Source organism: Spirulina subsalsa CS-330, from assembly GCF_028330765.1.
In the GTDB taxonomy this organism is placed as follows: Bacteria; Cyanobacteriota; Cyanobacteriia; order Cyanobacteriales; family Spirulinaceae; genus Spirulina; species Spirulina subsalsa_A.
The window spans coordinates 1-14,580 of record NZ_JAQMTY010000010.1; the positions used below are offsets into that span (position 1 = coordinate 1).

The 14,580-nt window shown below is 51.9% G+C and carries 11 protein-coding genes and 1 tRNA gene; 3 read left to right on the top strand and 9 right to left on the bottom strand.

Annotated elements, in window-relative coordinates; genetic code table 11:
* The 4 genes from PN477_RS00510 to PN477_RS00525 form a co-directional block, all read right to left on the bottom strand.
* A partial coding sequence (locus PN477_RS00510; protein WP_272146887.1) for an acylphosphatase occupies positions 1–226 on the bottom strand: 226 nt, incomplete at its 3' end.
* Positions 227–343: 117 nt separating this feature from the next.
* Positions 344–417, bottom strand: a tRNA-Asp gene (locus PN477_RS00515).
* Between the two features lie 129 nt (positions 418–546).
* Positions 547–768, bottom strand: a complete 222-nt coding sequence (locus tag PN477_RS00520) for a hypothetical protein (RefSeq protein WP_272118337.1) — start codon at positions 766–768, stop codon at positions 547–549.
* 196 nt (positions 769–964) lie between these two features.
* Positions 965–2,470, bottom strand: coding sequence for a TM0106 family RecB-like putative nuclease (locus PN477_RS00525; protein ID WP_272118339.1), 1,506 nt, complete (start codon positions 2,468–2,470; stop codon positions 965–967).
* Positions 2,471–2,649: 179 nt separating this feature from the next.
* Here PN477_RS00525 and PN477_RS00530 point away from each other — a divergent pair, with 179 nt between their 5' ends.
* A complete protein-coding gene (locus PN477_RS00530) occupies positions 2,650–4,854 on the top strand; it encodes a sensor histidine kinase (protein WP_272118340.1) in 2,205 nt (734 codons plus the stop codon).
* Between the two features lie 52 nt (positions 4,855–4,906).
* Entirely contained in the window at positions 4,907–5,914 is a 1,008-nt protein-coding gene (locus tag PN477_RS00535) for a zinc-dependent alcohol dehydrogenase family protein (protein ID WP_272118342.1), read from the top strand.
* A 9-nt stretch (positions 5,915–5,923) separates the two neighbouring features.
* On the opposite strand, the gene PN477_RS00540 is transcribed toward PN477_RS00535, so the two are convergent.
* From PN477_RS00540 to PN477_RS00560, 5 genes are read right to left on the bottom strand one after another with little or no spacing between them, the layout of a single operon-like run.
* Entirely contained in the window at positions 5,924–7,171 is a 1,248-nt protein-coding gene (locus PN477_RS00540) for a type II toxin-antitoxin system HipA family toxin (protein ID WP_272118344.1), read from the bottom strand.
* Positions 7,168–8,805 carry a DUF262 domain-containing protein gene (locus PN477_RS00545; RefSeq protein WP_272118346.1) on the bottom strand — a complete coding sequence of 546 codons (1,638 nt, stop codon included), beginning with the start codon at positions 8,803–8,805 and terminating at the stop codon, positions 7,168–7,170. Before PN477_RS00545 ends, PN477_RS00540 begins: the two co-directional genes overlap by 4 nt.
* Before the next feature lie 33 nt (positions 8,806–8,838).
* Positions 8,839–10,281: a sensor histidine kinase gene (locus PN477_RS00550; RefSeq protein ID WP_272118347.1), complete on the bottom strand. Its 1,443-nt coding sequence runs from the start codon at positions 10,279–10,281 to the stop codon at positions 8,839–8,841.
* Positions 10,247–10,924, bottom strand: a complete 678-nt coding sequence (locus PN477_RS00555) for a response regulator transcription factor (RefSeq protein ID WP_272118349.1) — start codon at positions 10,922–10,924, stop codon at positions 10,247–10,249. Before PN477_RS00555 ends, PN477_RS00550 begins: the two co-directional genes overlap by 35 nt.
* 25 nt (positions 10,925–10,949) lie before the next feature.
* Positions 10,950–12,905, bottom strand: coding sequence for a response regulator (locus PN477_RS00560; RefSeq protein WP_272118351.1), 1,956 nt, complete (start codon positions 12,903–12,905; stop codon positions 10,950–10,952).
* A gap of 206 nt (positions 12,906–13,111) precedes the next feature.
* On the opposite strand from PN477_RS00560, the gene PN477_RS00565 reads away from it, so the two are divergent.
* Positions 13,112–14,371: a bifunctional folylpolyglutamate synthase/dihydrofolate synthase gene (locus PN477_RS00565; RefSeq protein ID WP_272118353.1), complete on the top strand. Its 1,260-nt coding sequence runs from the start codon at positions 13,112–13,114 to the stop codon at positions 14,369–14,371.
* The last annotated feature ends 209 nt before the right edge of the window (positions 14,372–14,580 follow it).

Genomic DNA, 14,580 nt, shown 5'->3' on the forward strand with positions numbered 1-14,580 from the left:
CTTCTAGGCTGTGGATGGCGGCATTTGGGGGAAGGGCGGCGGTGAGGTGGATGGGAAATTGATCGAGACGGGGGCGATCGCCTTCGATTTCAATTTCCACGCCTTGGGATGAATTTTTCACCCAGCCCGTTAAGCCGAGTTCCTGGGCGACGCGATACACACAGGGTCGAAACCCCACCCCCTGCACTACGCCGGTAATGGTTAACCGTTGTCGTTGTCTATCCACAGGCTGACCTCCATGCTGCTATCTAGAGGATAACGAGGATCATCCCCCTCATGTTCCACGGTCTAACCTCTGGCACAAGAAAACCCCCAGCATCTTGCTGGGGGTTTTCGTTAGGGACGGGACTGACGGGGCTCGAACCCGCAACTTCTGCCGTGACAGGGCAGTGCTCTAACCAATTGAACTACAGTCCCTTGCTAAGCGAACTCTACTATAACGCGATATTTTTGAGCCTGTCAACCCTTTTTTTTGAGTTTTTTCGCTGGAGGGGAGGCGGTGCGATCGCGAGGATGGGGGTTGCCATGCAGAATCCTGGACTGGGTTCAGATCGAGCGGGTTTTGAAAATCAGATCAGAACACCGGCAGAGCAACACCAAACAGAGCAAATGAATCGACCAGTGGGCGATCGCAAACCCCCAGATCAAACAAACGGCAGCACAAACCGCCGTCAACACCTGATAAACATCGTGGGTAATCCGTCGATGCAACCAAATATTACCCAAGGCAACCAGCAACAAAACGAGGGGCAAGAGGGGGAATGTCATAGCGAGCACCTATAACAACGACAGGAATCAACTCGGAACGCGATCGCAACCCTGAACCTTCAGGACAATCGGTAACATTAGCCTTAACTGTATCATTAATTACAATTTGCCACGGGCAAAGATGACGGACTGAGGCGCGGATAGTGATATTTCTTTGCATAACTTTAAGCAACGGAGCCAACCTGACGCTCAACATTCACCCTTGGGGCGGTTCATCCCCTTGAAAAGGGTGTAACGATTGCTGCCATTCTGTCAGCCACACTCGTAATTTATGGGTGGCGCGGCAATCATCTTCGTTATAGCGAATAATGGTTTCTAAAGCGTCTTGATCCCCTGCTTCTAGCCATTTTTCATACAGGCAAACCGTTTGATCCCCGCTGAGTCCTTCGTCTCGCCAGGTGAATCCGAGCCACTTGGCAACGGATTTGAGGGAATAACTTTCGACGGGGAGCACGGCTAATTTCAGCAGCCAATCATGCACGTCAATAAAACGGGGTAACAGGGTTTTGAGGGGATACTGTGACATCCGATAACGTTTTGTTAATCGTTTAATTGTTTCCACTTCGTAGGCAGAAAAATGCACGATGGGGGCCGTGGGATACCGATGGAGGAGGGCGAGAAATTGCTGCCAAATCAGGGGTTCATCTTCGGGTTTTTCTGCAAAAAAGCCGTGAAATGTTTCGGTTTGTTTAACATGGTTGACACAGAGCACACCGAAGAGAAAATCCACGTTGCGATCGGGTTCGGCTTCGAGGTCGAAATAGAGTTCAATCGGGGCGAGGGGGGGGAAGGTTTGCGATCGCACCATCGCTTCGGGGGTGGGTAGGGCGCGATCGTCCACCAACGCTAACGCCTGCTGTTGCATTTGAGAGGCGATCGGCCGATCCACCTCAGGCTGCAACCATTGGGGATCAAGTTGGGCCAATTGCGCCAACTCTGTAATGCCCACAGCCTGCAAGGCACTGTAGCGAGAGGGCGTGACCCCAGGCACCAACGAAAGATGTTGAGACGCGGCCGCCTCCTGATGGCAATGGTCATACCACGGGCATAAACTGCACCGCTGCCGCGAAATAAACACCTCCGGAACCTCCCCCGCCCCCAGCATGGCCAGACAATCCAAGATTACCTCCCATACTTTCCCTTCCCACTGAGCTAAATCCACCCGATAGGTTCCACCATCGCGCAAGATTAATTGCGCCAGAGTGGGGGGCATGGTTTGCACATGGGCCAGCAAAATGGCCTGAAAGGCAGCGACAATTTTGTATTCAGACTTAGGACGTTTACCTAACTTGATATTGACCGGGCGATAGCACCAGTCCCCAAAGCGAGAAGAACCTGTCTGCTTCACCAAGAGAGTCGGCCGTCCCACTGCTGTAATCGCTTGCGGTGTCGTTGTTAAGCTATCTAAGGTGCTCAGGGGAGCATCCCAATACAAAATGCCTCGGTGAATCTGTTCAACCCCTTGGGCCATGAGGAGTTCTGTCTGTTCTGCCCCCGCTTGCCAATCCCCCGGTGCGTAGTCCGGTGTGACCACGGTTTGTCCAGTGAGGTGGTCTTGTACGAGGCGCTGATGTTCGCGGCGCAGTTTGAGGACAAATTCTTTATCGGCGGTGCGCTGACTGCGATCGCCATAGACCATTAGGTAAGCCCGACGAGTACAGCGGGTATAGTTCAACAACAAATCATCCGTCAGCACGATCATAAGGGGGTGCGATTGGTTCCGGAACGCATAGGATTTTTATTGAGTTTTGCAACGTCACAGAGATTTACATCGCTGTGGAGTATTCGTTCAGACTCGATGCTTTCTATGATAGAAGGTAGGCGCATCGCATCAGGGTTACTGCATATTTACAAATTGGGTTGTCACACGAGGAAAAAGCTATGCAGGTGTTAGTGATTGGAGACGATGCTGCCATGCGATCGCTCATCGAACTAATGCGATCCAATCGGCATCACATCACCGTTCAATCCCACGGTTGTCCGCCGCCAGCCCCCCCATTTTATCCCCTCATTCTCCTCCAGGCAGACGATCTCAGCGATCGGGCCGCCAACCTATGCCGCCAAATTCATCAAACCCACCCCTACACCACCCTGATCGCCGTCCTCGATCACATCAACGCCGAACACATCCAAACTCTCCTCAACTGCGGTGTCAACGACTATCTCCTCCGCACTGCCCCCCCCACCGAACAAAAGCTGCGCCTCAAAGTCATCGAACACAACCTCCAACGCCGCCCCCTCACCACAACCGCCAATCCCCTCGCCAAACTGGGAAATCGCCCCGGCCCCTCAGACTCCAACGTTAACCTTAAAAGCACCGCCCTCAGTCAATTTCCCTATCTAGCCAGTCATCACCTCCGCCAAACCTTAATCCAAATTCGGAAACAGCTTAATACTCTCCTCGCTGAACCCCACCACGTCCCCCTCGAACCAAGCACCACTGCTTATCTCAATCAAATTATTGATCGAGCCAACATGATGCAACAAATGCTCAGTGATGTGCTCATTGATACCCAAAGTCATCTCCAAAACCCCCTCCTGCAACCCCCGATCACCCATCAAGACTATGTGATCCTAGACCACACCTTCACCATCCAGGAATATTCCAACGGTGTACAGCGCTATGCCGAAGACGACACCACCATTCAAGAAGGCATTGATATTCGGGATAGTTTTCCAGAAGTTGCAGGCTTAGAACTGATCCTCGCGGAGATCTTGAACTATCGCCATGAAGGGTATGAAATTTCAGGCATTGCTCGTTTTTCAGAGACCGAGTTTCCCCTTTATTTTGACCTTTATATCAGTGTCTATCCCCATAAGCGCACCATCGGCTATCCTGCCAAGCTAATTATTTTATTAAATAACGCCACGGAGCGGATGCTCTTTCAACAACGCCTGATTCAAAGTGCGAATGAAGCTCAACTCCTCCTCAAAAAATTAGCAACCGCCAAAAACTACATCACCCAAATCATCAACTCCATGGCTGATGCCTTAGTCGTCACTACAAAATCAGGAGTGATCAAAACGATTAATGCCGCCACCCAAAAACTATTTGGCTATGAGGACTATGAGTTAATTAATCAACCGATTAGTAAGCTCGTCGATGATCAAAGCTTTCTCGGCAATTTAGCCCAGGGACAGTTGAAGTTTCAAGCAGAGGTGATTTGCCGTCAGCGGAATGGGCAAGTGTTATATGTTTCTTTTTCCTGCGGTGTGATTGAAACAGAAGATGATACCCAAGACTTTGTTTGTGTCGGGCGTGATGTCACCAAGCAAAAAAAGGCAGAAGCACAGATCAATGCGTTAAATGTTTCTCTCCAACAACGCACCATTGAACTCGAAAATGTCAATGATGAGCTTGAATCGTTCTCCCGCACCGTGTCCCATGATTTACGAACGCCTATTTCTCATATTGAATTTTTCAATCAAATGTTGCGGGAAGAATATGGTGATGTTTTGAATGAAGAAGGCCAAGATTATCTCGTTCAAATTCAGAATTCTTGTGGTCGGATGCGGCAACTGATTCATGATCTGTTGCAACTCTCCCGCTCAACTCGGATGGAATTAACCCTAGATATGGTGGATTTAAGCACCCTGGCGCAACAAATTTCCGCAGCGCTAAAAATGAATACACCAGAGCGGCAGGTGACGTTTATTCTGGAACCGAATTTAACCGTGCAGGGGAATGAATCGCTTTTACGGATTGCTTTAGAAAATTTATTTAATAATGCATGGAAATATACCAGTAAGCGATCGCAGTCTCAAATTCAATTCGGCCAATGCCGTGACCCGGATATCTATAGCCAACGTCAAATCTCAGCGCAGGTTCCGATCTTTTTTGTCCAAGATGATGGTGCTGGCTTTGATATGTCCTATGCGGATAAGCTGTTTCATACCTTTGCGCGGCTGCATTCCCAAAGTGAATTTGAGGGTACGGGGATCGGCTTAACCATTGTGCAACGCATCCTCGAACGCCACGGCGGTACAATTTGGGCTAAAGGGGTGGTGGGAGAAGGGGCGACGTTTTACTTTACAATCACTCCAGCCATGGAAACGCTCAACGCCGAAGTGATATCGCGATCGTGAATTTTGGGCGATCGCATCCCCTCCCGTCTCATCGCACCCAAGGATACACACCATGCAAGCGGTTACATTTTCCCAACCTGGACAACCCGACGTGTTGCAACTCCACCGGGTTCCCACGCCCGAAATCACCCAGCCCCATCACCTCCTGATCAAACTCCACGGGGCGGGGGTGAATCCCATTGACACCAAACTGCGACAGCGCGGCACATTTTACCCGGAACAGATGCCCGCGATTTTAGGCTGCGATGGGGCGGGCGTGGTGGAGGCGGTGGGCAGTGCCGTGAGCCAGTTTAAGCCTGGTGATGCGGTGTATTACTGCTGCGGCGGTTTGGGCGAGGCCGGCACGGGCAACTATGCCGAATATGCGGTGATTCCGGAACATTTTGCGGCCCCGAAGCCGGAGCGGTTGAGTTTTTTAGAGGCGGCGGCGGCTCCCTTGGTGTTGATCACTGCCTGGGAAGCCCTCTACGATCGCGCCCGCCTCACCGCCGATCAAACGGTGCTCATTCACGCTGGAGCCGGGGGGGTGGGTCATGTGGCGATTCAGTTGGCGAAGTTACGAGGGGCGCGGGTTTGTACGACGGTGAGCACGATGGACAAGGCGCGGCTAGTGCGGCAGTTGGGGGCTGATGAGCCGATTCTCTACACCCAAACCGATGTAACAGCGGCGGTGCTGGCCTGGACGGAGGGAACCGGGGTCGATGTGGCGTTTGATACGGTGGGCGGTGCAACGTTTTTTGAAACGGTTTCGGCGGTGCGCACCTACGGCGATCTGGTGACTATTTTGGAGCCGAATTTGGCACAGGGCACGCTCAAAGAAGCCCGCAAACGCAACCACCGGATCAGTCTTGAATTGATGTTAACGCCGATGTTGTCCGGGGATGAGGCGAGCCAACGGTATCACGGCGAGATTTTGCGGCAATGTGGGCAATGGTTTGATCAAGGCAAGTTAACAATTCATGTGGCGCAGCATTTTCCCCTAGGGGCGGCGGCGGCGGCCCATCGGGCGATTGAGATGGGATCAATGACGGGCAAGGTGGTGTTAGCATCCAGTGACTGATGTGATGGGCTATTTTAGTTGAGACAGGAACGGACGTAAAAGTGGTACTCGCCTCCAAAAATCTTGAAGACGTTCTAGATGAGGTTGAGGAAGTAAAGTTGATATTTGTGAGTTAGTCCATGTATCTGCTAACTGAACCAACGTTTCCTCAACTGTTTTAGTTGTCTTAGTGGGATCAGCACCAACACGAGATGCAAGTGATTCAAATCGTTTTAGTTCTAAAGCAAACCAGTTTTTTGTACCTGCTAATTTGAGAGCAAGCTCAGAACTTAGCTCCGGCCATGCAATTGTGCAAACTTGATCATACATTGGTGCAAGGCTTGGGTGCTGCTCATTTAAGTAAAGTAAAGACCAGTTCTTTAAATGAGCATCTGCATTCCCAGATGCAATTACAAATGTGAGTCGGCGAATAAACTCATAGTATGCATCATCACCAACAATTTGTTTGATCAATGCTCCACATTGTTCATACTTGATGTGATCATATTTAAGTCCTGGCTGCAAATTAGTGACTTGGGCAAAATCTTCTTGATGGATACGATTTCCTGCCTGCCTATCATATCGACGAATCACAAAAATATAATTTCCAAAGTTAGCATATTTTTTCAAAGTATCACTAACTGTTCTAGCATCTTGTAAATAACATTCAGGTACGTCAAATCCAGCAGATTTTGCCCATTGCATAATTGCATATTCATTCTCGATAGTAAATGGAAAACGTGTCGATCCTAATTTAACAATCCATTCACCATCTTGGTTACTTGCCGGCAGTGTTATTCTTTCTGGATCGCGTAAAACAGAGAATTTCATTTGGACACCTGCTAATGAAAATCGGAATCCAGGTTCCTTTTTTTTATGAATATTTTTACCATCTTCTATATATGAAGGAAATTTCAAATTCTCTTGGTCTAGAAAGGTATCTTCATTCATACGAACTATTTCTACTGCGCCGGGTAAGTCACGTCCAACAGCCTCTAGTAACGCTAGATCGTCACCAGGACTCACTCCTAAATTACCTTCGATTAAATTTCGCAATTCCCCATGTTCTGGAATCAAATTAGCAAAAAATGATGGAAGTGAGTGATTTTTTCCATAGTAAGTTCGCAAAAGATTATCCTCAAAAGATTGACTTAATATGGGACGATCTGATCTTAATAAATAGGCTTCAGTGAAGCGAAATGCTATCTGTCCTTTCGCAGTTTGACTCAGATAGCCAACTGTCTTGCCGTGAAGACTAACTCCTAAAGTACTTGTCACTCTTCTTCTCCTGTTTGTTGCAAGATATAGCTAATACTAGGGCGATCGCTTTTTTCCCAAGCAGCCAATCGTGAACCCAAGACATTCGTTGTCTCTGTAAGAATCTCACTACGACGCGATAGAAACTGGTCAAAATTTCCACTATGAAGAAACTCCGCAGCTTCTCGATCAATACAGTGGGACTGAAGTATTTTTGAATTCAAGCCCTCTCTATGAATTAAATCAATGAGTTTTTCTTGAATTCTCCTGATATCAGGAGGAAGTAATATTCTGTTGGCTGGGCTGTTTGTTTTTACACTAGAATAATTTGAGATGATTTCGTGAAAAGCTTTACGATCATACTCTTCAATCATATCAGCAATATCAAGCGGCTTTCCATTATCGGGGTTAAGTGGATGAAGTGAATTTAATGCGACAAGAACAACTCTACTGTCTGCGGCACGAGCATCAAATTTCTGTGGTAATATGAAGCTTGATTCTCTTGTATTAGGAATCTCGCTTAATAGTTTTTGCATTGTTTGTTCTGCATCATCACTCGTGATCGCATCTAAACTATGACGGAGCAAGGTTCTTTCGTCTACTGACTTTATTCCTAATAAAGTTCGCCATGTCCAACGAATTAGTAGGTCTATTGTTCTGTCATTGGGTTCTGGATGAAAACCAAAAAATTTTGTGAGCACTGAGAATGGAAGGGAACGGGGTAATAGTCTGAGATGAGGAATTTCTGCATGTGCTTTGAGAAAACTCAATACTTGTCTCAGGGCTGGTAATGCATCTCGAACTGCATCTCGAAGTACTTCAGGCTCTCGACGATAATGCTCTGAAACACTCCGGGTCACATCTAGATCTTTAAAGGCCATAATGGCAGACAGTAATTGATTTTCTGAAGGTCGCCCAACTCCAAGATCGTTCAATTGATCTGCCAAGGCGCTTAGAGTCGATGGCTCTTCTGATTTGTGCCCAAAAAGGGCATCATGAACATCTTCCCACTTCATTCGCTTGCCCGAATCGTTCATTCGGTAAAAGATATCTCGAAGCAGTTGCTTATCGTCTGTTTCCACAATATAAAGTGGAATTTCGTATTGACGAATTCTCGACCCAGCTTCAAAAACAGATTTTCTTAGGTTGGAATCTTGAGCATGATTCCAATTAAAAACCCACTCGCTTAGGGTTGATGCATCTAATAGCTGTGTGATGGGAACCCATGTTGATGACAAAATACCCCTTCTAGGTGGAGTGTGAAAGGTTTGTTTTGCAGCATCAAAGTAAAGAACCCAAGGATCATCAGGAGTGACTGGCATTTCTTTATCACGAGCCAAACCAGCAGTCAGGGCAGTTAACCGTTGCTGTCCATCAACAACCCAGAATGCTGCATTGGACTCTGAGGCATTAATTTTAACAGGGCCATATCGGATCACGGAGGCAGAAGCATGAGCCTGCCTCATTAAAAAAGAACCAACGGGATATCCCTGATAAACACTATCAAAAAATAATTTCACGTCCTCTGGTTCCCATCGGAGTGGACGTTGGAAATCAGGAACTCGAATTAAACCACGCTTAACTTGATGAATTAATTGCTCAACAGTGTAAGATTCTGCTTTGAGATACAATCGCTTGTTGGCCGACACAGTCATTGATATAGGGACTTGTTTTACATAACTCTTAGTTTAATGGATCGGCAGTTCGACGCGAAAACAACTGCCCTGCTGGGGGGTGCTTTGGACGGTGATTTTGCCGCGATGTTGATGGACGATGCCCTGAACGATCGCTAGTCCTAAACCACTGCCGCCATCCTGGGGAGTGCGGGAGGGGTCAGCCCGCCAAAACCGATCGAAAATGTAGGGGAGATGTTGGGGGGCGATGCCGATGCCGGTGTCTTGGATCATGGCGATCGCAGTTAGGGAGTCGTGGGTAAGGGTGACGGTGACGCGGCTGCCGGCGGGGCTGTAGGTGAGGGCGTTGGTGATCAGGTTGTTGAAGAGGCGATGGAGTTGGTCGGGGTTGCCCTGCATCAGGATGTTGGGCTGGAGGTGGGCGGTGAGGGTGATCTGAGCTTGGGCGGCGCGATCGCTCCAAAACTCCACGAGATCTTCGAGAATTTCATCCACCGCCACCCGTCGCCAGGAGGGGGCTTCTGTCCACTGTTGATCCATCCGTGCCAACAGGAGCAAGTCATCGACCAAGTGGCTCATCTGGGCCGATGCGGTGGCGATCGCGTCTAACTTGCCCCAATCAGCGCGATCGACCCGTTCCCGATGGGACTGCATCACCGCCACCGAAGCCCGAATCGCCGTTAAGGGATTGCGCAGTTCATGGGACGCATCGGCGGTGAACTGCTGCAACCGGGTCAAGCTTTGCACCACCGGCCGCAGGGCTTGGCGCGTCAACCAAATGCCACTCACCGCCGCCAGCCCCGTCATCAGCACCGCCCCTAACCCCAAGCCCCACCGCAAGCGATCCAGTTCCGCAGTCAAGGCGGCGGTGGATTCGCTCGCTCGGATATACCCCACCAGGGGCGCACCGGGCTGCTTGGCCCCATTGCGGTAGACGGGCAAAATCACCGTGCGCAGTTGTCCCGTTTGCGTGAATGACCCGGAAATTTGGCGCGGGTGGGGGAAGGGCTGCGCCGGGAAAAGGCTCCCTTCGCGCACCATGAGGCGGCGGTGTTCGTCGTACCATTCCACGCCCTGAAGATTTTGGGGACGGTTGAGTTGGGGGAGGTCGAGGATGGAGGCGGCTTCGTATTTGCCCATTAACCGGTTGAGGGAGATGGGGCGGAGGCTGCCGTCGGCATGGCGGGGGAGGGTGGCGGCGTAGGTGGCATAATCATCGTCGTCGTCGTCGTCTTCATCATCATCGTCTTGATCGGCGTGGGCGAGTTCTTCGTATTCATGTTTGACGATGTCGAGGGTGTGGGCGGCGGTTTCGGCCAGTTGGGTGAGGTGGGTGTTGAGTTGATGGTTGCGATCGCGGGCCACCACGTGATAGATCGCCGTGGAAAAAATCCCCAACAAGGTCGCCAAAATTGCCACGTAGGAGACAAAAAAGCGATCGCGCCATTGCCGCAACGGGGCTTCAGAGATTCGGATTAAGTCGATAGCCCAAACCATAGACCGTTTCAATCAGTTGACTCGGAGCCCCCGCCTGCTTTAATTTTTGGCGCACACTCCGCAAATGTACTTTAACCGTTTCTTCGCCGGGCATATCTTCAAACGCCCAGAGATGATCAAGAATCATCGCCCGACTCAACACCTGGCTGCCGTGGCGCAGGAATAGTTCCAGCAAGCCGTATTCCTTGGGGGTGAGGGTGAGGTGTTTTTGAGCGTAGCGGACTTCACAGGTGCGGGGATCGAGGTGGAGGTGTTCCCAGGTGAGGATCGGCGTGTGGGCGATCGCGCCTCGCCGTACCAACGCCCGAATCCGCGCCAACAGTTCCGCCAAATCAAAGGGCTTCACCACATAGTCATCGGCTCCCCCATCCAAGCTCATCACCTTATCCCGACTCGTATCCCGTGCCGTCAACATCAACACCGGAGTGCGATCGCCGCGATCGCGCAGCCGCCGACAGAGGCTCACCCCATCCAACTTCGGCAGCATCACATCCAACACCACCACATCAAACACCCCCGTCAGCAGATAGTCCCAGCCCAATTCCCCATCTTCAGCCACCTCCACCACATAACGCTGATCCTCTAGGGCTTCGCGGAGGGCTTGGTGAATCCGTGCATCATCCTCGACGATTAGAATTTTCATGCCTTGATCTTGTTTTAACCCTGTCTTAAGCCTCGACCCGCTGCCGATAGAGGGCCAAATCCGCCTGTTGATACAGACTCGGCACATCCTCCCCGTCATCGGGATAGGTGGCAATGCCGACCCGGAGCGTCAGATAAATTTCCACCTTATCGAACCCCAAGAAGGACGTTTGACGCACCGCAGCGAGGAGATAATTCATTTTTACCAAGGCTTGGGATTTAGTCAGTCCGTACAATCCCACCATAAATTCATCGCCACCCCAACGGGAGATCACATCCTCCGGCTCAAAGTTTTGTTGCAGGAGTTCGCCCAATTGACGCAGGAGGCGATCGCTAATGCGTTGACCATAGCGATTGTTAATCTGCTGGAAACCGTTAATGTTCACCAAGGCCACAGAGAGGGGATGTTGATAGCGTTGGGCGAGGCGGAAATAACGTTGCATGGCTTGGGAGGCCCGGCGGCGATTCATTAAGCCGGTGAGGAAGTCGGTTTCATCACAACTGCGCAACAGTTGAATTCGTTCAAGGCGGTTGAAAACACGGGTCGAGAGTTCTGCGTCATGGACGGGTTTGGCAATGTAGTCATCGGCTCCACTTTGATAAATTTGGCGGATCGTGTCGCGATCGCAGGCACTGCTAAGAAACAAAATCGGCAACCCCTGCCAGTGGGGATCTTGGCGCACCACTTTACAGAGTTGAATCCCATCAAAATGGGGCATTTGCAGATCCAAAATCAGCAAATCGGGGTTGGTGGCCTCCAGGGTTTTCCAGAAATGGCGCGAATCATGGAGGGGGGTGGCGGTGAACCCCCATTGACTAAACAACAATTGCAAATGGTCGAGGATTAATGGATCATCATCCACCATCAGGATTTGAGATTGGGGAATCTGCTTCGGTTGGAGGATAGTTGCGATCGCATCAAACACCTCCGCCGGCGTGGCAGATTTCGACAAAAACACAGAATGGCTCGCGGTCATCACCTCCGGAGGATAGGCCGCCACTGCTGCCCGCACCGTTAAGTCATCCTCCACACTAAACACCACGATCGGCAGACGGGGATAGCGTTTTTGCAACGATTTCAGCAGCGTAAATCCCCCGTTCGGCTCCCCGGAAATGGCCAAATCCAGCAACACAATATCCGGCTCATGGCGTTGAAGCATCACCTCCGCCGCCTCGGAATCCGGAGCACTATAAAGCTGAAAATGCCACTGCTTGGCCTGCGCTTGGAGCCGGGTTGTGAGCAGCCCATCACTGTCTACGAGGAGCACTGTGCCATGGTTGGGGGGTTTGGCGGCTGCCGTGGGGGATGGGGCCAGCGGTTCCACCTCGACACCGTAGGTATGGGAGAGCGTGCCGACGGTGGTTTGTAATTGCTTCAGGAGTTGAGCGATCGCATCGGGGGATGCCTGCTGAGTCTGTTGCCAGTCCTGCCAGTGGCGTTCAAGCTGTTGCGCCCACCCATAGGCCTGTTGGAGGCCAAACACCCCCAAGGAACCGGCTAACTTATGGGCGAGGGCTTGGGCGGCGGCGGCCTGGGTTGGGGTTAACTGCTGTTGGGCTAAGGCGGTGCTTGCGGTTTCGAGTTGTGCGAGGCGATCGTGAATTTGGGGGGCATGGTTGCGCCAAAGCACTTCGAGCATCGGGGAAGGTTCCCCGACCCCCGCATTAGTGGGCAGATCCTCCAGACGATACCCAATGCCATAGACCGCGCTGATCACTTCGGGCACACCAATGATCGCGAGGCGATGGTGCAGTTGTTTAAGCTGCATGGCAATGGGGGCATCGGCGGCAAAGTCATCCAACGACCACAGATGTTTTGCGATCGCTCGATAGGACTGCACTTGACTCGGCTGCTGTAAAAACAACTCCAGCAAACGGCTTTCCGTCGGGGTCAAGGTGATCGATCGGCCGTGATAGGTGACCCTTTGCGTCTCGCGATTGAGGGTGAGTTCACCCCAGGTCAATGGCTGAGAGGAGGGCATAGGCGCGGATAGCAAAATTATAGTTAGAGGAGAGGGCAAGGAGTCAGAGCAACGCACCCTAACCAATCCCGTTAATCACTGAATCAATTACAATTTTCAGTCGGTATTAACGGCGTGTTACCTAACATCTTATTGAATCGCGGCGAAGGAGTCCCTCGTCTGTCCACGGCATTTACCAAAATTTTTATTCCTCTAAATTTTTTCCCATGCTGCACTCCCCGATCACCGACCGCCTCCGCCCCTATCAAACCTTTGGGGTGAATCTCGGTCTAGACCGCATCCAGCACCTCCTCCATCGCCTGGGCGATCCACACCTCACCCTGCCGATTATTCACGTCGGCGGCACCAATGGCAAAGGCTCGGTCTGTGCCTATTTAGCAGCGGTGCTCACGGCGGCGGGCGATCGCGTCGGTCGCTACACGTCCCCCCATTTGGTGGATTGGCCGGAGCGGTTTTGGTGTCAGGGGGAACTCATTACCCTTGAGGCGCTTGATGCCATCCTGGGGCGGGTGATTGCAGCCATTGATCCCGATACCGAACCGCCGACGGTGTTTGAACTGGTGACGGCGGCGGCCTGGCTCTATTTTGCGGAGCAGCGGGTGGATGTGGCGGTGATGGAGGTGGGGCTGGGGGGGCGCTTGGATGCGACGAATGTGTGCGATCGCCCCCTCGTTAGTGTGATTACCTCCCTCACCCGCGAACATTGGCAACGCCTCGGCCCCACCTTGGCCGATATTGCCCGCGAAAAGGCCGGTATTCTCAAACCTGGACGGCCAGCAGTGTTAGGGCAGTTTCCCCCCGAAGCCCATCGGGTGATCGCAGCGCGGGCCGAAGCCTTGGCCTGTCCGACCCAGTGGGTTAAGCCGGCCCAATGGACAACGCGAACCGGGTGGGCGACGTGGCAGGGGTTCGAGTATCCGGTGGCCTTGGTGGGGGATGTGCAGTTACAAAATTCAGCCTTGGCGGTGGCGGCGGTGCAGGAGTTGCGATCGCAAGGCTGGAACATTCCCGCTGCCGCCCTGATTCAAGGCATGGGATCAGCCCAATGGCCGGGCCGCTTACAGTGGGATCACTGGCAGGGGCGCGACATCCTCTTAGACGGAGCGCACAACACCGCCGCCGCTGAAGCCCTCCGCACCTATCTCGACCACCTCACCCCCCCCCAACCCACCACCTGGGTGATGGGAATGCTCGCCACCAAAGACCATCGCGACATTTTCACGGCACTGCTGCGGGAGGGCGACCGTCTCCACCTCGTGCCTGTCCCCGACCACCTCACCGCCGCCCCGGACAATCTCCAAACCCTGGCCCGAGAGGTATGCCCAACCCTCGCCGCCTGTTACTGCCATGAGGATCTATTCCCTGCCCTCACTGCCGCCTGTCAATCCTCCGGTTCGCGGGTGGTGTTCTGCGGCTCCCTTTACCTCCTCGGTTACTTTTTCCGTGAGCGATCGCACAGAGCTTAAACCCTGGTTGACTGACAACATTAGCCAGATCCCGGCAAGCCCTCACCCTAGCCCTCACCCTAGCCCTCACCCTAGGGGCTACTGCTTATACATAACGTTCAAATGTTGGCCTCGTCTGCGTTTGATCCCCCTAAATCCCCCTTAAAAAGGGGGACTTTTTTGCGTTCCCCCCTTTTTAAGGGGGGCTAGGGGGGATCGAGAGAAGGTGA